This window comes from Hymenobacter glaciei (assembly GCF_039539585.1).
Classification (GTDB): Bacteria; Bacteroidota; Bacteroidia; order Cytophagales; family Hymenobacteraceae; genus Hymenobacter; species Hymenobacter glaciei.
Window position 1 is genome coordinate 110,631 of the sequence record NZ_BAABDK010000025.1, and the last position, 17,040, is coordinate 127,670.

Consider the following 17,040-nt stretch of genomic DNA (forward strand, 5'->3'; position numbering starts at 1 on the left):
TTGGCCATTCCGCCCGCGCATGCTCAGCTTTACACCCGAAAATCGCGCAGGATGGCATGCAGGTCCCGCAGGCGGTGTTCAACCTGATTGAGAAAATCGGCCGGCACGGGCACCTGCGAACCGTGGCGGGCAAAGAGGTAGCGCACCAGGGCATTGAGGGCCTGTATTTCTTCCTGAAGCTCGGCGCTGAAGCGCGACCATTTTTCCTCACCCGGCCCGGAATGCAGGTAGCATACATGGCGCACGGCAATGGTCTGGCTTACTAAAGCCGCCAGCAGGTCCAGAATGTGCTGCTCGACGGGCGTAAAGGTGCGAGGCTGGCGGTCGACAATACACAGCGTACCGAGCGTACGCTGGTCGGGCAGGTAGAGCAGCGCCCCGGCGTAGAAGCGCAAGGCGTGGCGCCGGGCCACCTGCAGCGCCGCCTCCGGAATAGACGATTCGTCCTCCAGCCCGACATCGTGGTACACGACGGCCTGAGCCCGGGCAATGGCCGTGGAGCAGATGGCTTCGGCGCGGGGCTGCCGTTGGTGGCCGGGCAATCCGTAATTGGTCGGGTAGAACACCTCTTTCTCCTCAACTACCGAAATCAGGGAGATGGGCAGGTTGAAAATACGGGCCGTGAGGGCCACAAACTCATCGAACACTGGCTCGGTAAGGGTCTGTAATACCTCAAAAGCACGCACGCTGCGCAGCCGGTCGGCATCGTCGGCGGGAACATCAGGATAAGGATAGGCAGCCATAGAAGAAAGCGGAAGTAGCGGGAATAATTCCCAGGTTCGTTCACGGGCAAACGGGTAACGACGCGGCCCGTTTGCCCGTGTTGGTGCGCACGCGCCATCGGGCAAGTTATTCAACGCAGTGCCAGGGCACGTTGTTGGGTATCAGCAGCCTGCCAGCTGCCGGGTGGCGACACCGCTGCCGGTTGAACGAAGCTACTACATTAGCTACTTCATGCAGAAATTCCGGCCAGACTTATGATGGGCCAGTTGGGTATATTCGCTCATGCACGATGCCGTAGCTTGCCGAAGCATGGCGTTCTTTCGAACTCAAACCTCATTTCACCCCTATGCCCCTTCTCCCCGCCGTTGACCTGAACTGCGACATGGGCGAAAGCTTCGGCGCCTGGACGCTGGGCCACGATGCCGCCTTGATGCCCTTCATCACCTCGGCCAACGTGGCCTGCGGCTTCCATGCCGGCGACCCGGCCGTGATGCGCGCCACCGTGCGCGCCGCTTTGCAGCACCACGTGGCCATTGGCGCGCACCCGGGGCTACCCGATTTGGCAGGTTTCGGCCGGCGCAACATGGACATCTCGCCCGCCGAGGCCTTCGGTATGACGGTCTACCAGCTGGGTTCCCTCCAGGCCGTGGCCCGGGCTGAAGGGGGCCGCCTGCATCACCTCAAGCCCCACGGCGCGCTCTACAACATGGCCGCCACCAACGCCCTGCTGGCCGAAGCCATCGCCGAAGCCGTGTACAAGGTGCAGCCCGAGCTGGTCCTCTACGGCCTGGCCGGCTCCGAGCTCACCAAAGCCGGCGAGAAGCTGGGCCTGCGTACCGCCCACGAAGTCTTCGCCGACCGCACCTACCAGGCCAACGGCACGCTCACCCCGCGCCGCCAGCCCGACGCCCTCATCACCGATGCCAGCGTGGCCATTGCCCAGGTGCTGCGCATGGTGCAACACGGCGTGGTGCGCACCCAGCAGGGCCCGGAAGTGGCCATGCGCGCCGACACCGTGTGTTTGCACGGCGACGGCGCCCACGCGCTGGAGTTTGCCCAACGCCTGAACACGGAGCTTCAGGCGGCCGGCGTGACGCTGCAAGCTGGCCCGCTGGTCACTGCCCAATGAGGCCGGCATTGCCCAAAACCCGCTGGTGGGGCGGGGCCACGCTGGGTGCTGCGTTCCTGATGGCGAACTCGTCCATCGGCCCGGGCTTTCTCACGCAGACGACCGTTTTCACCCAGCAGCTGCTCACCAGCTTCGGGTTCGTTATTCTGATTTCGGTGGTGCTGGATGTTGGCGCGCAGCTCAACACCTGGCGCATTCTTACCGTGAGCGAGCTGCGGGCCCAGGATTTGGCCAACCGGCTGCTGCCGGGCCTGGGCTATTTCTTGGCGGGCATGGTGATTCTGGGCGGCTTCGCTTTCAACATCGGCAACATTGCGGGCTGCGGGCTGGGGCTGAACGTGCTCACCGGGATGTCGTATGAAAAGGGCGCGATGCTAAGCTGCGGGGTAGCGCTGCTGCTGTTCTGGGTGCGCGAAATCGGGAAAATGCTCGACGGGTTCACCAAGGTGCTCGGCACGGTCAAGATTCTGCTCACCTTGGGCATTGCCTTCAGCGCGCACCCGCCCCTGCTGCAGGCCCTGCACCACACGCTGCTGCCGGTCAAAATCAGCGCCGCCGCCATCGTGACGATTGTGGGCGGCACGGTGGGCGGCTATATCACGTTTTCGGGCGCGCACCGGCTGCTCGATGCGGGCATTAAGGGCATTGGCAGCCAGGCGGAGGTGACGCGCAGCGCCGTCAGCGGCATTGTCATTTCCACCGTTATGCGGTTTGTGCTGTTCCTGGCGATTGTGGGCGTGCTCAGCCAGGGGGCCATTTTGCCCCAGGACAACCCGGCGGCGGGCGTGTTTCGGGCGGCGGCCGGCGAGCTGGGCTTTCGGGTGTTTGGGGTGATTTTGTGGAGCGCGGCCATCTCGTCGGTGGTCGGCGCCGCCTACACGTCGGTGTCGTTTTTCAAGACCTTCCACCCCATTTTCGAGCGCTACGAGCGGGCCTGCATCTCCGTCTTCATCGTGCTTTCCACCCTGATTTTCGTGCTCATCGGCAAGCCCACGCAGCTGCTGGTATTCGCCGGGGCCATCAACGGGCTGATTCTGCCCATTGCGCTGGGCATTGTGCTGGTAGCGGCCAATACCCCCCGCCTGATGCACGGCTACCGCCACCCGCGCTGGATGCTGGCCGCCGGCTGGACAGTCGTGGCCGTGATGGGTGCGCTGGCCGTGCCCGTGCTGGTGGAGCAGGTAACAGGAATGCTGCGATGAGTAGTGAGTAGTGAGTAGTGAGTAGTAAGAACTTGATGTTTCGGCTATTCTCAGCATCACGTTCTGATTTCGTTCAATTTTCCGCCCATGGCTCACGGTCCACTGCCCAACCCTTACCGCCGCGAAACCTTGGTGCAGCAGCTGACGGACGTGCCCGCCTGGGACCTCATCGTCATCGGGGGCGGGGCTACGGGGCTGGGGGTGGCCCTCGACGGCCTCAGCCGGGGCTACCGCACGCTGCTGCTCGAGCAGGCCGATTTTGCCCAGGGCACCAGCAGCCGCAGCACCAAGCTGGTGCACGGCGGCGTGCGCTACCTGGCGCAGGGCGACATCGGGCTGGTACGCGAGGCCCTGCACGAGCGCGGCCTGCTGCTGCAAAACGCCTCGCACCTGTGCCATAACCAGGCGTTTATCATTCCGAATTACAACCGGTGGGGCGGGCCGTTCTACACCCTTGGCTTGAAGTTGTACGACCTGCTGGCCGGCCGCCTGAGCCTGGGTGCCTCCACGCACCTGAGCCGGGCCGAAACCCTGCGCCAGCTGCCCGGCCTGCGCCCGGCTGGCCTGCGCGGCGGCGTGCGCTACCACGACGGCCAGTTCGACGATGCCCGCCTGGCCGTGAACCTGGCCCAGACCTGCATCGACCACGGCGGCACAGCCCTCAATTACTTCCCAGTGCGGGCTTTGCTGAAAGACGCCCGCGGCCGCGTGGCCGGCGTGCGTGCCCGCGACCAGGAAACCGGCCGCGATTACGAGCTGCGGGCCCGGACGGTAGTGAACGCCACCGGCGTTTTCGTGGATGCCGTGCGGCAGTTCGACGAGCCGGGCGCCCGCCCGCTGGTGCAGCCCAGCCAAGGCGTGCACCTGGTACTGGACCAGTCATTTATGCCCGGCGCGGCGGCCCTGATGATACCCAGTACCGATGACGGCCGCGTGCTGTTTGCCGTGCCGTGGCAGGGCCGCCTGGTGCTGGGCACAACCGATACGCCCGTGCCCAATGCCACCCTGGAACCCCACGCCCAGGAAGCTGAAATTGACTTTCTGCTGCGCACCGCGGCCCGCTACCTCACCCGCCCGCCTACCCGCGCCGACGTGCGCAGCATCTTCGTGGGCCTGCGCCCACTAGCCGCCGGAGAGGCCGGCACCAGCACCAAAGAGGTTTCGCGCCGCCACAAAATCGTGGCTTCGGCCAGTGGCTTGGTTACCATCACCGGCGGCAAGTGGACCACCTACCGCCGCATGGGCCAGGACACCCTCGACCGCGCCATTGCCCTGGGCCAGCTGCCCGGCAGCCCCAGCCAAACGGCCCACCTGCCCATTCACGGTGCCGGAGGAACCCCTACCGAAATGACCGCCCGGCCCGGCCATCTGGCCGCCTACGGCAGCGACCAGCCGGCCCTGGGCCAGCTTATTGCCGACGTGCCCGCGCTGGGCGAGAAGCTGGATGCGCAGTTTGAATTTCTTCAGGCCGAAGTAGTGTGGGCGGCCCGGCACGAGTTGGCCCGCACCGTGGAGGACGTGCTGGCCCGCCGCGTGCGCCTGCTGTTTCTGGACGCTGCCGCCGCCCGGCGCGCCGCGCCCACGGTGGCCGCCCTGCTGGCCCGCGAGTTGGGTTTCGATAGCGCCTGGCAGGCGCGGCAGGTAACCGCGTTGGCCGAAGTGGCGCGGGGCTACCAGCTGGGCGGCTAGTACCAGGCCAACTGCGGTGGCCTGTGGGCAGCTCGGTGCCCAGGGCGAAAGCGGCCAGTACGATTAACCAACGCGTTTTTCCTACATTAGCCCGGCCCAACTCACGCTTCAGCCCATGAACTTCCCGCCGAAAGCTTCGCTTTTGCCCGACCCTGGCCTTACCAGCCCCGACCTGGCACCCGTGCCGCCGGCCGAGCGCACCTGGGGCACCGGCAACTACGCCGCCCTCTGGATTAGCATGAGCCTGTGCATTCCGACCTACATGCTGGCCAGCTCGCTCATCGAGGGCGGCATGAACTGGTGGCAGGCGCTGCTCACCATTTTCCTGGGCAACAGCATTGTGCTAGTGCCCATGTTGCTGAACGGGCGCGCCGGGGCGCAGTACGGCATTCCGTTCCCGGTGTTTGCGCGGGCCAGCTTCGGGGTGCGCGGAGCCAACGTGCCGGCGCTGCTGCGGGCCATTATTGCCTGCGGCTGGTTCGGCATTCAGACTTGGATTGGCGGCTACGCGCTCTACCAGATGGCGGTGCTCTGGGTGCCCGGGCTGGCCACGCTGCCGGCGGTATTTCCGGCCAGCTGGGGCCTGGCGACAGGGCCGGCCCTGTTGTTTCTGCTGTTTTGGGCGCTGAACATGTACGTGGTGCACAAGGGCGTCGACAGCATCCGGAAGCTGCTGGTGTTCAAGGCTTTTTTCCTGCCAGTGGCGGCGCTGGCCCTGCTGTGGTGGGCCATTTCGGCCGGCAATGGCCTAGGTCCCATTCTGGCGCAGCCGAGCAAATTCGCGAACAGCGCGCAGTTCTGGGCGTTTTTCTTTCCCTCGCTCACGGGCATGGTGGGGTTCTGGGCCACGCTCTCGCTCAACATTCCGGACTTCACGCGCTACGCCACCAGCCAGCGCGCCCAGCAAATGGGCCAGGCCATCGGGCTGCCTACTTCCATGACCATGTTCTCGTTTGTGGGCGTGGTGGTCACGTCGGCCACGCTCGTTATTTACGGCAAAACCATCTGGGACCCGGTGGTGCTGGCCGGCCGCTTCGACAGCAAGCTGCTGGTGAGCGCCGCCATGCTGGCCGTGGCCCTGAGCACGCTGGCCACCAACATCGCGGCCAACATTGTGAGCCCGGCCAACGACTTCGCTAACTTCTCGCCCGAGCGCATCAGCTTTAAAACCGGCGGCTACATCACCGGCGTTATCGGCCTGCTCATCTTCCCCTGGAAGCTGATTGCCGACCCCTCGGGCTATATTTTTACCTGGCTGGTGGGCTACTCGGGCCTGCTCGGCCCCATTGGCGGCATCATGATTGTCGACTACTACCTCATTCGCCAGCAGCGGCTCAGCTTGCCCGAGCTCTACCAGTACACCGGGCGCTACGCCTACCGCGGCGGCGTTAATCACGCGGCCATGCTGGCGCTGGTGGTGGGCATTCTGCCCAATGTGCCGGGCTTCCTCACCGCCATTGGCGTGCTCGAAAAGGGCGTGGTGTGGCCGGCGCTGGTGGGGCTGTACAACTACGCGTGGTTTGTGGGCTTTGCGGTGTCGGGTGTGGTGTACTGGATGATGATGCGCGGGCAGGTGAGCGAGCCGGTAGCAGCAGCAGCAACGACAGCGGCCTACCGGGTGTCATCCTGAGCCTGCGAAGGACCTTATCGCGCAAGAACTACGTGCGCAAACGTGATAAGGTCCTTCGCAAGCTCAGGATGACAAACGCCACATTTCCAATACATTAATTTCCTTTCTTCATGGTTTCTGTAACGCAGCAGGGCGACGACATTCTCTTCACGGTGCAGGGCCTGCACAAGGTTTGGGCCTTCAAAAGCTCGCTCACCATTCCGCGTGCCCACATTGCCGGGGCCCGGCAGGATGCCGCCGCAGCTAGCGAGCTCAGCGGCTTTCGGGCCCTGGGCACGTCGGTGCCGTGGGGCATCAAGGCCGGCACGTTCTACCTGCACAGCCAGACGGGCCTGAAACCCACTTTCGTGGACGTGGTGCACCCGGAGCAAACTGTGGTCATCGACCTGCATGATGAGGACTACCAGCAGCTCATCATTGAAGTGGCAGACCCGGCGGCGGTGCTGGCGCTGCTGCGGGTGTTGAAATAGCCCAGCGAAATGCGCAGCACGCCTTCTGTGCCCACCTGGGGGCATTGAGCAGGTTTGCTACTTTCTGCCGGGCCTCCGCAACTTGCCCCCTGCAGCGGCGTGCGGAAGCTACCTGGATGCGCTCGTCTGCTTGTCCAGCTCGTCGAGGTCGGCAGCCCCCTGGGCGGCCGACACCCACTGCCAGGGCTGCCGGGGGTTGGCAGCATCAATTCTCAGGTAATTGAGCTGGCTGGTATTGGGCACCACCAACAGGCAGGGGTTGGCGAGCGACAGGCCCGTCAGGCACAGGCGCAAGGGCTTGCCGAAACGGGTACACGGCACTTCCAAGTACTTGCCGGGGCGCAGCACACCGGCCTCGCGGCCTTCGGCTACCACCACTACGCCACCCTCCGTGCGGGCACTGGCCGGCTGGTTCTGCGACACCTGGTATACGTACACGTAGGCCGTGTCGGGGCGCAGGGTGGTGTGCAGACTGGGAAACGCCCCAATGGCCCCAGTGCGCAGGTCGAGGCCATAGGCCATGGGCTCGGCCGTGTGGTCGGGAATGCCGCCCGATACAGAATTGGCGACGGCTTCGCCAATGGCCACGCCCACGATTCCGTACGACAGGCCGGTCGAATTCTGGCGTTGGGCCTGGGCGAGGGCATGAATGGGGTCGACGGGCGCTTCACCCACGAAAGTAAAAGAGCTTCCCTGGCGCATCAGCGGAAAAAACTGCTTGTCGTACAACACAAAGGCCTGGCGTCCGTCCGAGAAGCCCCACAGGCCTTCGGGCACTTTGCCGGCGCGCACGCCGGCGCCCAACAGCGGCCGCACCCGGGCCACTTGCCGCCACTGTGCCGCTGCGGTCCGGCTCTGGTAGCGCCGCGCAATGGTATCGACCACCAGCGTGCTGAAGGTATCGGGCCGGTTGGCCAGGAACTGGTCGAGGCGGAAGTAGAAACCCCGCCGCGGCACCTCGCGCAGAATGGCAGGTCCCCGTTTCCCGCCAACGGCCAGAGTTGCGGGCCGGTCGGTGGCTAGCTCGGCCAGGGTGCGCGCCGGCTGGCGGGCCGCGTCGGCCCAGGCGGCCGTGCCCAGCTGCCGGAAGCAGTCGTTCAGCAGCTGAACCAGGTGGCCGGCGTGGCGGCCGGTGGTTTCGTGGCCGTAGGCGCTGGCGAAGCTGCCTACACTGCACACGAAATGGTAGCCGGTGGGCAGGTGCTCGTACACGTCGGCGCTGAGGTCGGCGGTGGCCTGCTGCTTATTGCCGCCCAGGGTTTCGCCGATGTGCAGGCTGCGCAGGCACAGCACAATGGTGTGGCCACTGGTGGGCCGCAGCGGCAGCTGCACCTGCACGAAGTTGGTGAGCTCAGTTTCGAGCCCCTGCCGGAACCCCACCGCCGCCGACTTGCCGTAGACGCCGAGCCCCCGGTACACGATGCCAATGGGCGGCTCCCCGGGGCGCCCATCCACTACCTTTTCCACGGCCAGCGTATTGTCGGATAAGGTCAGGACCTGGTAGCTCAGGTCGAGGTAGTAGGTTTGGGCGCGGGCCGAGTAGCCGGCCAAAGCCAGCAGCGCCGCGAGTAGAAATGATTTCACGGAAGGGAATAGAATTGCAGCCTTAAGAATAGGCACGATTTCCCGGACTGGCAATGCCGTTGGTAGCGGGCACGGCTTAATGTTTCGTTGGCTGGCGAGGGGCGGGCTCCACTTCCACGCTCAGCGCGCTTTCGTAGAGCGGCCAGCAGTTTTCGACCGCCGTGGCGCGCTGCCAGCCCTTGCCAATGGCACTCTCCCAGGTACGGATGTCGGCCCGGGCGCAGGGCGGGCGCATGATGGAGCCGGTGGGGGTGTAGTTGGGCATTGGGTCGTAGCAAATCCATTTTGTCCCCCCTTCATCACCTTTTAAGGCCAGGAAGAAGCCACTCTTCGATATCATTATTTCATATGCACTTACATCGTAAGTAAATATTCCATCCTCTTTTCCTGGGCAAATGTTGAATGTACCGTGCAACAAGTAATCCCCTGGTGGCTTATCCAGGCCATTGCACTCATAGATGTGAACCTGAAAAACCTCTCGGGGAATGGAATTGTGGTTTACTTTGAAAGTAAGTGTTTTCAGTTTGCGCGGCTGCTGAATTGTGGAATCCCGAATAAGGAAAGCATACTGAATTCCGGGCAACCCTTTAATTGGGGTCGGCGCGTAGGGAGCGATGCTCACTGAATCACCCAGTTGCTGGCAGCCATAAGGCTTGAACCGGTAGGCGTTGCGCCGGAGCAGGATGACAACTTGCTGCTCTTTGTTACCCGTGGCTGTTACTTCTATTTCTCCTTCATAAAGCACAGTATGGACTAGCAGCCGCCTAACTTTTCCACGCCCCTTAACGAGGGTTAGCTGTAGCACAAAATGGCCATTTAAGTCAGTTTGAGCCTGTATAATTTTTCCAGCCCAAGATTCGTCTTCTACCAACACACCGGGCACAGGCCTACGGCTGCCAGCATCGAGCACGTAACCCGCGACGCTGAAGGTCCTTTCGGGTCCTTGGGGAGAAGAGGGAGCAGCAAAGGCGGCCATACCCCACACGGACAGTAGCACAACCAACAAAAACCGGGTAGACTTCATCAAGCGGAAATGCAAGGCATCTCCAAAGTAACGTTACGCCCGATACAATGCAGCTGCGTGGCTTGCGGGCTGGACGCAAACATTGTTTCCTCTATCCCTGATTTGGTCCTTTACTAAACCACAAACGCCGGTGGCTTACCCCAGCACCTCGTAGGCAATGGGTTTAAACGCGTAGTTGTTCGACATCTCGGCTGAGCAGGCCGTCATGCCCACCACCAGGTCCATTTTGGCTTCCAGCACCACGTAGTCGCCCGCGCGGCTTTTGGGCGGCAGCACGCCCACTTTGCCCGTGTCGCCGTCCACGGTCACGTGCATGAAGATGTTGAAGCAGATTGGAATCTGGTCGGGCGCGATGCCGTACGGAGCCAGGGCTTCGGTTAGGTTGCCGAAACAGCCGCGGTGCGGGTGCTCGTGCCCATAAATGATGCGAAAGGTATCGGCCGAGCAGGGCGTGAGCAGAAAGTCGTGCCGCCCCACGGTGTCCTCCACCAGTTCGAACATGACGTTGCTCCGGTTGGAGTAGAACGGGTGGCCAGCGGTCAGAAAGATGGTTTCGGCGTAGTCGATGGTGCGCCCCGACGACAGGTACTCGGCCGTGTCGTTCAGGTTGAAGCACACGAAATCGGACACCTGCTCCCCCTGGGGGTCGGTTACTTTCAGGCGCTGGCCCTGGCGCAGAATGAAAGCCGTGCCGCTACGCGGCGGAATTAAGTGGGGAGTGGGCATGGGGGCTGAGGAAAGGGCATTTCCAGGCATTGTCGTAGACTTTGCCGGTATACTGGTACACTTCGGACGCTTCGCCGAAATTCTGCAGCATCGGGTTCACCGAGCCGGAATAGGCCACATCGCGGGTGCGGATGGTGTCGCGCAAGCCATTGTAGCGGCCATTGGTGCGAATTTGTTCGAACTGGGCGTGGGCGTTGAACACCAGCGTGGGGTGGCCAAACTGCCGGGCCGCGCGGCTGCTGCCGGGGTGCAGCCCCACCACAAAAAAGGCTTCCTCCTTGAGGCTAAAGCTGAAGTCGGGCGAAGCCGGGTCGGCCACCACGCGCTTGTCGTAGCCGTAGCGCTGCGCGTCGAGGTTGGCCAGGCCCTGCAGCCGCTGCCAGAACAGCTCTTCGAACAGGGCTTCGTTGGGCGCCGTGGGCCCCCGGAAGATAACGGCCGCGCTGTGGTACAGCTTTTCCGACTGGCGGTAGGTATCCACAAACTCGTAGAGGAAATCCAGAATAGCCGCGTCGTCTTTGGGACAAGCCATGTGGTCAACGACCAGGCAGTGAATCTGCTCCCAGGTCAGAGCAGTTTTAGCGGCTACGCAGGGAAATTCCTTTTTGCTGATGAAATCGTGGTACTCCTGTATCTCTGCATGTTCTTGCAAACCAACCATATGTATATCATTTATATCGCCGAATAATGCGAGGACGGAAAGAAAACGTTGTGCTTGATTTACGCCCGCAGCCCTGCTTATGTTTAATTTTTCTATATAAAATCCTAAACAAAGTCCTCGTTCAATTTCGCAAGTGCCTCCGATTTAGGCAATCAAAAAGGCTTACAGTCCTGATTTATTTTTTTTACAGAGCGGGGTATTTCACTGCGCGTATCGGGCTTGTCGGTGTTCAGCTACAGGAGGTGCTCTGCGCTGGTTGCTCACATGTTCACCTTCACCTCGCCGCGCTTCCTATTCCCTCGCCGGTGGCTTATACCTGCGAATACTTCCTCAAAAAGGCCGGCTTTCCCCACGCTGCGGTTCGGGTGTGCAGTAGCGTTTCGGACCTGTCGGGCCTGCTGGACCTCGCCCTCGTTGCACTCCACGCCAAGGCTTAGCGCCGCTTCCTGGAGATGTTATCTCTTACACGCAACCGCTCGTACAGCCCACGGCATTGCCTGAAGCGACACCCATTGATTGCTGAACCCGGAATGGCAACGCATTAGTAACCGCGCGCCTAGCGACGCGCTGGCCGCTTATCGGCCTGCTGGCTGGTTGGGAGCCGGTTCTACTTCCACGCTCAGCGCGCTTTCGTAGAGCGGCCAGCAGTTTTCGACCGCCGTGGCCCGGTGCCAGCCCTTGCCGAAGACATAGGCCCAGGTCCGGGTATCATCAAAGGCGCAGGGTGGGCGCAGGATGGGGCCGGTGGGCGCATAGCCCTGCATCTGGGATGTGATACCGCGCAGTTCTGTTACCATCCACTCTAAAGAAACGAAGAAGCCGGCAGGAGGCAGTGAAACATTGTATGCACTGATATCAAAACTCAAGAACCCTTCATGAATATCCTGCACTGTGCAATTTTCCGTCAACAAATCCTCGCCGGGGGGCTGCTCCGGCCCATTGTATTGGTAAATGCGAACGCGAAAAGACTCCTGCGGAAACCCATTTGGCCCAAAACGAAAAGTGAGGGTCTTCAGCCGGCGCGGCTGGTGGGCAGTGCTATCCTGAATTAAAAAGGCCATCTGTGCACCGGGTATCCCCAGCAAAGGCATGGCATGAGGCGAGAAATGTACCGAATCGGCCAGGCGTTGGCAGTAATAAGGCTTGAACCGGAATGAACTGCGCTGTACCAATAGCGTAATGCGCTGCGTAGTATCGGCGGGCAGGGCAACGCGGCCCTGGTAGAGCAGGCTCTCAACGATTAGCTCTTTGGGGTATTTGTGAGCGGTGTTCGGTATAGTCAGCACGAATCGGCCATTTTCATCCGTTAATGCGGCCCCTAATGCCATCCCCCAACCTGCACATACCCCTGCGCCGGCCACCGGCTGGCAGCTCACCGCATCGAGTACATACCCAGAGACGCGGAAGGTTTTCCCCGGTATTAGGCTTCCTCCTTGTGCTGCGGAGGCGGGAGGATTGGTAAAGGGCTTCCATACATAAGCCGGCCGCGAGGCGACACAAGCCGCTAACAGCGGCAGCAGCGCAACGAGTAAAAACCGGATAGCAGATATCGGGCGCATATTCAAGACTTTCCCAAAGTAACGCATCCAGCTACCAGCACCAAGTATCGTTTTTCAGCAGGCTCACCCGCCTCGGGCGGCTGTCCGTGAATGCGTACTCCAGCTACGGCCCCGCTGCACGAGCTACTTGTACCCCACCAGTTCCACCTGAATGGCCTCGTGATATAGCGGGGCCGGGTTTTCGGCGGAGGTGAGGGGCCGCCAGCCAGTAGTGTGCGTGTAAACCCAAGCACTGCTTTTGGCCTGGGTGCAAGCTGGGCCCAGCATTGGGCCGGTGGGAATGTAGTTATCGGGGCGTTCGGGGCCGGAGAAACTCTCGCCTTCGACCACAATTCTTTTCAGGGAAACATACACGCCTTGGGCGGGCATCGGAATGCGGTACTTCCTTAAATCGAATGTGAAATGCCCTATTTTTTCGGCCGCTAATGACGTCCGGCTTCGGGACAGATTTATTCGCACACCCGGCAGCAACTCTGTACCCGGCCCTTGCTTGGGCCCATTCGCCAGGTAAGCCTTTAGCGAATAATACGTATCCCATTCCCCCTGACTAAGTCCCAACTGGTTCACGTCCAGAAAAAGGGTACGAATGGTATCGGTTGCCTGCGCAGGGTTGTTTTTCAATAGAAACGCCAACTCATCGCCCGGCAATGGATTGGCCAGCGAAGCGTAGGGGTTCATCCGCAGCGTATCGGGCAAGCCGGCAAAGCAGTCGTTCTTGGGTAGTTGATAGGCGTTGCGGTGCAACAGTAGGCGCATTTCGGAGGCAGTATCGGCAGGAATTCCAGCCTTGCCTTCGTATAGCACGGTATTCACGGAAAGGCGAAGAAGCGGGCTACGGCGGCTGATGGGGAGGTGCAGCACAAAATAGCCTCGCTTGTTAGTTTGAGGTAATCCAAAATAATTACCCCATTCAAAAGCATTTACAAATACCCCGGCAACTGGTCGGCGACTCACCGAATCCAGCACGTAGCCTGTCACACGGAACGTTTTCTCCGGGACGTTCGACTTCTGCCGATTACCTGACGCAACGCACCCCGCCAGCAGCAACGAAAGCAGAAGTAAGCTTAGACACCTCATGTAGAGACGAAATAGTCATTTATTTTCAAATGGAATGCTGTTTCTGAGTAGCAAGCTGGCCCCTCAGCGACGAACCGGGCGGACGCGGCGGCCTGGCGGCACTAATTCCACGCTTAGCGCGCTTTCGTAGAGCGGCCAGCAGTTTTCGGTAGACAACGCCCGGGCCCACGAGAAACTACTGGCGCGCTCCCAGGTGCGAATATCAGTTCGGGCGCAGGGCGGACGCAGCACCGGGCCGGTGGGGGTGTAGTCCACAAGCGGGTCATTACAATAGAACTTGTCGGAACCAGCGGTGTATTCCAGGGCTAGAAAAAAACCTGTTCCCGGTACTACAATGTCGCATGAACTGACATCGTAAGTAAAGACCCCTTCTTTCGGCGGGCACATAACAACGTTTTCGCGCAGTAAATCGTCTCCGGGCGGTGCGTTCAACTGCTCGCTGTACTGGTATATGCGAAGCCGCATGGGCTCGCGGGTAAATCCATCGCGGCCTACTCTGATGGTAACCGTCCGCAACTGGCGTGGCTGGCTGTTGCTGCTGTCTCGAATTAGAAAAGCATATTGTGTAGCGGGCAAGCCTTTAATGGGCAGCGGCGCATACGGCGAAAGATGCGCCGTATCGGCCAACTGTTGGCAGCCGTAGGGTTTGAAACGGTAGGCATTACGCTTTAGCAGCAGCTTTACCGGATGCGTCGTATCAGCGGGAATGGCGGCAACACCCTCGTAGTACAGCGTCTGGACGGTAAGTAGTTGCCCTCTATTATAGCCCTTTGCGGGCAGATTCAAGACGAAATGCCCGCTTGCATCCGTGCGCGCCTGCCGGGGTGGATAGTCGTCGCGCCACACACGGACATGTGGCACTGGCCGCTGGCTGGCTTTGTCCAGCACGTAGCCCTCGACGCGGCGGGTCTTTTCCGGGGGGCCAAACGTAACGCGCACCGAATCGATAGGTGGTGAACCGGTACGCTTAGGCGCGGGCGCTTGCGCCGAGGCAACACGAGCTATTGCGTGCAGCAGCAGGGCAACAACCAAAAAACGGGCAGACTTCATCAGGGGGAAATTCAAGGTTTCTCCAAGGTAGCCACGCTTGCCCCCGCTGCAAAAGGCAGGGCTGCGGCTAACGCTTCGTCGGCACCGGGCCTACTTCCACGCTCAGGGCCTCTTCAAATCGAGGCCAGCAATTTTCGGCCAAAGGCGTCCAGTCCCCTCTTATGTCAGTCTGTCCGCTGCGCCAGGTCCAGCTGCGGCATTGGGCGAAAGCACACGGCGGCCGTGCGACCAAGCCGCCGCCTGAGCCCGCTATTGGCTCTTGGGTGCATGGCCTTTCCCACATTTCCACTGCTTCCAACCCTAAATAAAAGCCTGATTCTGGAGCTGGTATAGCATAATCACTGATATCGTATATCACGAAAGAATCCTTCCGAAACGGGTCGGGGTAAAGGCACAGGACGAGATTCTCTGTTAAAATATCCGAGCCGGGCGCGCCCGAAGCGCTGACCGCGTGAACCCGCAGCCGGAACGGGACATCCCGAAACCCGGTGCGGGCAATGTCGAATGTAATGCTGCGGATAATTCCCGGCTGATGCGGTTGCGGGTTTTCGAAGTACAGCGACTGATACCCTTTTTGGCCCGGTCGCCCGCCACCGAAAAACCAGGCTGATTCGCAGGTACGCACGGCAGGCGCTTCGCCCACCGAAACGCATAATGGAGCAGATTGAGCGTGACGCCGGGCCCGCAGCTGGATAACGGGCTTCGCGGTATCAACCAGCGGCCACTGCCGGCTTTCGTAGCCCGGCGCACTCACCCACACGGCTTCGGGCTGCCGCAGGCGGTAGGGTGCAGGAGCCAGGCCAGCAAATGAAAACGCTCCCTGTTCATCGGTCCAGGTGCTGCCCCGACTGCCCACCACCAGCGCCTTTGGAACCGGCACATTGGTAACTGCATCCACGACGGTTCCCGCAATTGGCCTTGGCGGGTGGGCCTGTTTCTGCGCGACCGAAAGTTGGCTCCAGAGCAGCAGCACAACAACCAAAAAACGAGCAGACTTCATCCGGCGAAAATTCAAGGCTTTTCCAAAAATAAAACCTCAACTGGTACCAGCTGGGCGCTGGCTACTTAGCGGCCGGTGGGCTGTTTGGGGACGGGTTCCACTTCCACGCTCAGCGCGCTTTCGTACAGCGGCCAGCAGTTTTCAGCTGGGGGCTGGCGCTGCCAACCCTTGCCAATTATATAGAACCAGGTGCGGGTGTTGGCGAAAACGTAGGGCGGGTGCAGCACGGGGCCGGTGGGGACATATCCAACCATATGATAATCAAGGTAAAATTTGTCGCCGCTAACCACATACTCCAAGGCCAGAAAAAAGCCATTGCCAGACACCTTAACATCATAATCAGTCAAATCATAAGTTAATGTTCCTTCAGTTCCAGCAGAAACAACAAAATTTTCAGTCAACAAATCTTCCCCAGGTGCTTTATCTGGCCCGTTATATTGATAAATGCGTACCCGAAAAGGCTCCCTGCCAAATCCTTCCTTTCCAACGCGGAATGTAAGTGCCCGCAGTTTCCGCGGCTGGTGGATGCTACTGTCCTGAATCAGAAAGGCTCGCTGGCTGCCAGGCAAGCTCTGCCACGGCGAACGACAAGGAGATACGTGCACCGAATCGGCAGGACGCAAGTGACCGTGGGGCGGGAAGCGGTAGGTATTGCGCACCAGCAGCAGCGTTACGCGTTGGGCGGTATCGGCCGGAATGGCGGCGCTGCCGGCGTAATTGAGCGAATACACCCCTAACTCGTCCAACTCCTTAGACATGTATAGCTGATATTGCGCCAAGGGATATTTCAAGCGAAAGAACCCGTCTTTAGCCGTACGGGTCTGCGCGCCGTTCTTTGCCACGGGCACGCCGGCCATGGGTTGGCAGGTGGCCGCGTCAAGCACGTAGCCCGAAACGCTTGCCGACCGGCCTTTCTGGAAGCGCTGCGTGGTGGACTGACTGGAGCGCACCGCGCAGCCCGCCAGCAGCAACGAAAACAGGAGCAAGCGTGGGAAACTCACGTGGGACCGGGAAAGAAATGGTGTATTGAGTGGCAAGCTGCTCCTCAGTGGGGCTGCCGCGGCTTAGTGTTTTGTGGGCTGGCTAGGGGCGGGTTCTACTTCCACGCTCAGCGCGCTTTCGTACAGCGGCCAGCAGTTTTCGACCGCCGTGGCCCGGTGCCAGCCTTTGCCGATGACATACTCCCAGGTGCGGATGTCGGCCCGAGCGCAGGGCGGGCGCAGGATGGGGCCGGTAGGGGTGTAATTTGGTATTAGGGAAGTGCCCCAGCAGTGGTCGCAGCCCACAAGGTATTCTACTCCGAGGTAGAAGCCCTTGGCCGGCACCACAATGTTGTAGGCGCTTACATCGTAGGAGAATGAGTCATACTGTGGGAATACGTATATGTTTTCCAGCAACAAATCTGCTCCTGAAAACACTGCTGGCTGCTCATTGTACGAGTAAATGCGGAGTCTAAAGGGCTCCTGTGAGAATCCGCTTGGACCCGCCCTGAAAGTAACTGTCCGCAACTTCTGTG

The 17,040-nt window shown here is 60.9% G+C and carries 17 protein-coding genes; 6 read left to right on the top strand and 11 right to left on the bottom strand.

Annotated features, from left to right (window positions below; translation table 11 throughout):
- Positions 1 to 29: 29 nt before the first annotated feature.
- Complete coding sequence (locus ABD837_RS15795) at positions 30 to 743, bottom strand: GAF domain-containing protein (RefSeq protein WP_345056393.1); 714 nt, start codon at positions 741 to 743, stop codon at positions 30 to 32.
- A 326-nt stretch (positions 744 to 1,069) separates the two neighbouring features.
- Here ABD837_RS15795 and ABD837_RS15800 point away from each other — a divergent pair, with 326 nt between their 5' ends.
- The 5 genes from ABD837_RS15800 (at position 1,070) to ABD837_RS15820 (ending at position 6,843) form a co-directional block, all read left to right on the top strand.
- Positions 1,070 to 1,852 carry a LamB/YcsF family protein gene (locus tag ABD837_RS15800; protein ID WP_345056395.1) on the top strand — a complete coding sequence of 261 codons (783 nt, stop codon included), beginning with the start codon at positions 1,070 to 1,072 and terminating at the stop codon, positions 1,850 to 1,852.
- Positions 1,849 to 3,054, top strand: coding sequence for an NRAMP family divalent metal transporter (locus tag ABD837_RS15805; protein ID WP_345056396.1), 1,206 nt, complete (start codon positions 1,849 to 1,851; stop codon positions 3,052 to 3,054). The genes ABD837_RS15800 and ABD837_RS15805 overlap by 4 nt, the downstream gene beginning before the upstream one ends.
- A gap of 87 nt (positions 3,055 to 3,141) precedes the next feature.
- Positions 3,142 to 4,743, top strand: a complete 1,602-nt coding sequence (locus ABD837_RS15810) for a glycerol-3-phosphate dehydrogenase/oxidase (protein WP_345056398.1) — start codon at positions 3,142 to 3,144, stop codon at positions 4,741 to 4,743.
- Between the two features lie 115 nt (positions 4,744 to 4,858).
- Positions 4,859 to 6,373: an NCS1 family nucleobase:cation symporter-1 gene (locus tag ABD837_RS15815; RefSeq protein WP_345056400.1), complete on the top strand. Its 1,515-nt coding sequence runs from the start codon at positions 4,859 to 4,861 to the stop codon at positions 6,371 to 6,373.
- 110 nt (positions 6,374 to 6,483) lie between these two features.
- Positions 6,484 to 6,843 (top strand): hypothetical protein, encoded by a 360-nt coding sequence (locus ABD837_RS15820; protein WP_345056402.1) that lies wholly within the window; start codon positions 6,484 to 6,486, stop codon positions 6,841 to 6,843.
- Positions 6,844 to 6,951: 108 nt separating this feature from the next.
- Here the strand turns inward: ABD837_RS15820 and ABD837_RS15825 are convergent, their stop codons facing one another.
- From ABD837_RS15825 to gntA, 4 genes are all read right to left on the bottom strand, one after another.
- Positions 6,952 to 8,427 (bottom strand): hypothetical protein, encoded by a 1,476-nt coding sequence (locus ABD837_RS15825; protein ID WP_345056404.1) that lies wholly within the window; start codon positions 8,425 to 8,427, stop codon positions 6,952 to 6,954.
- Between the two features lie 76 nt (positions 8,428 to 8,503).
- The gene (locus tag ABD837_RS15830) at positions 8,504 to 9,403 is read right to left on the bottom strand and encodes a peptidase associated/transthyretin-like domain-containing protein (RefSeq protein ID WP_345056406.1); all 900 of its coding nucleotides are present in this window, start codon (positions 9,401 to 9,403) and stop codon (positions 8,504 to 8,506) included.
- Between the two features lie 183 nt (positions 9,404 to 9,586).
- The gene (locus ABD837_RS15835) at positions 9,587 to 10,177 is read right to left on the bottom strand and encodes a DUF1989 domain-containing protein (protein WP_345056408.1); all 591 of its coding nucleotides are present in this window, start codon (positions 10,175 to 10,177) and stop codon (positions 9,587 to 9,589) included.
- Positions 10,146 to 10,829, bottom strand: coding sequence for a guanitoxin biosynthesis heme-dependent pre-guanitoxin N-hydroxylase GntA (gene gntA / locus ABD837_RS15840; RefSeq protein WP_345056410.1), 684 nt, complete (start codon positions 10,827 to 10,829; stop codon positions 10,146 to 10,148). Before gntA ends, ABD837_RS15835 begins: the two co-directional genes overlap by 32 nt.
- 314 nt (positions 10,830 to 11,143) lie before the next feature.
- Between gntA and ABD837_RS15845 the strand changes: the two genes are divergently transcribed.
- A complete protein-coding gene (locus ABD837_RS15845) occupies positions 11,144 to 11,275 on the top strand; it encodes a hypothetical protein (protein WP_345056412.1) in 132 nt (43 codons plus the stop codon).
- Positions 11,276 to 11,413: 138 nt separating this feature from the next.
- Here ABD837_RS15845 and ABD837_RS15850 read toward each other — a convergent pair whose 3' ends face one another.
- The 6 genes from ABD837_RS15850 to ABD837_RS15875 form a co-directional block, all read right to left on the bottom strand.
- Entirely contained in the window at positions 11,414 to 12,397 is a 984-nt protein-coding gene (locus ABD837_RS15850) for a peptidase associated/transthyretin-like domain-containing protein (protein WP_345056413.1), read from the bottom strand.
- A 123-nt stretch (positions 12,398 to 12,520) separates the two neighbouring features.
- Positions 12,521 to 13,210, bottom strand: coding sequence for a hypothetical protein (locus ABD837_RS15855; protein ID WP_345056414.1), 690 nt, complete (start codon positions 13,208 to 13,210; stop codon positions 12,521 to 12,523).
- 327 nt (positions 13,211 to 13,537) lie between these two features.
- Positions 13,538 to 14,524, bottom strand: coding sequence for a carboxypeptidase-like regulatory domain-containing protein (locus tag ABD837_RS15860; RefSeq protein ID WP_345056417.1), 987 nt, complete (start codon positions 14,522 to 14,524; stop codon positions 13,538 to 13,540).
- A 67-nt stretch (positions 14,525 to 14,591) separates the two neighbouring features.
- Positions 14,592 to 15,524 (bottom strand): carboxypeptidase-like regulatory domain-containing protein, encoded by a 933-nt coding sequence (locus ABD837_RS15865; protein WP_345056419.1) that lies wholly within the window; start codon positions 15,522 to 15,524, stop codon positions 14,592 to 14,594.
- A gap of 65 nt (positions 15,525 to 15,589) precedes the next feature.
- Entirely contained in the window at positions 15,590 to 16,510 is a 921-nt protein-coding gene (locus ABD837_RS15870) for a hypothetical protein (RefSeq protein ID WP_345056421.1), read from the bottom strand.
- 78 nt (positions 16,511 to 16,588) lie between these two features.
- The gene (locus ABD837_RS15875; RefSeq protein WP_345056423.1) at positions 16,589 to 16,924 is read right to left on the bottom strand and encodes a hypothetical protein; all 336 of its coding nucleotides are present in this window, start codon (positions 16,922 to 16,924) and stop codon (positions 16,589 to 16,591) included.
- Positions 16,925 to 17,040 lie beyond the last annotated feature (116 nt).

Bases quoted from the DNA above. Each gene is read 5' to 3' on its own strand.
- ABD837_RS15795 (WP_345056393.1), bottom strand. From the start codon at position 743: ATGGCTGCCTATCCTTATCCTGATGTTCCCGCCGACGATGCCGACCGG.
- ABD837_RS15800 (WP_345056395.1), top strand. From the start codon at position 1,070: ATGCCCCTTCTCCCCGCCGTTGACCTGAACTGCGACATGGGCGAAAGC.
- ABD837_RS15805 (WP_345056396.1), top strand. From the start codon at position 1,849: ATGAGGCCGGCATTGCCCAAAACCCGCTGGTGGGGCGGGGCCACGCTG.
- ABD837_RS15810 (WP_345056398.1), top strand. From the start codon at position 3,142: ATGGCTCACGGTCCACTGCCCAACCCTTACCGCCGCGAAACCTTGGTG.
- ABD837_RS15815 (WP_345056400.1), top strand. From the start codon at position 4,859: ATGAACTTCCCGCCGAAAGCTTCGCTTTTGCCCGACCCTGGCCTTACC.
- ABD837_RS15820 (WP_345056402.1), top strand. From the start codon at position 6,484: ATGGTTTCTGTAACGCAGCAGGGCGACGACATTCTCTTCACGGTGCAG.
- ABD837_RS15830 (WP_345056406.1), bottom strand. From the start codon at position 9,403: ATGGCCGCCTTTGCTGCTCCCTCTTCTCCCCAAGGACCCGAAAGGACC.
- ABD837_RS15835 (WP_345056408.1), bottom strand. From the start codon at position 10,177: ATGCCCACTCCCCACTTAATTCCGCCGCGTAGCGGCACGGCTTTCATT.
- ABD837_RS15850 (WP_345056413.1), bottom strand. From the start codon at position 12,397: ATGCGCCCGATATCTGCTATCCGGTTTTTACTCGTTGCGCTGCTGCCG.
- ABD837_RS15860 (WP_345056417.1), bottom strand. From the start codon at position 14,524: ATGAAGTCTGCCCGTTTTTTGGTTGTTGCCCTGCTGCTGCACGCAATA.
- ABD837_RS15865 (WP_345056419.1), bottom strand. From the start codon at position 15,524: ATGAAGTCTGCTCGTTTTTTGGTTGTTGTGCTGCTGCTCTGGAGCCAA.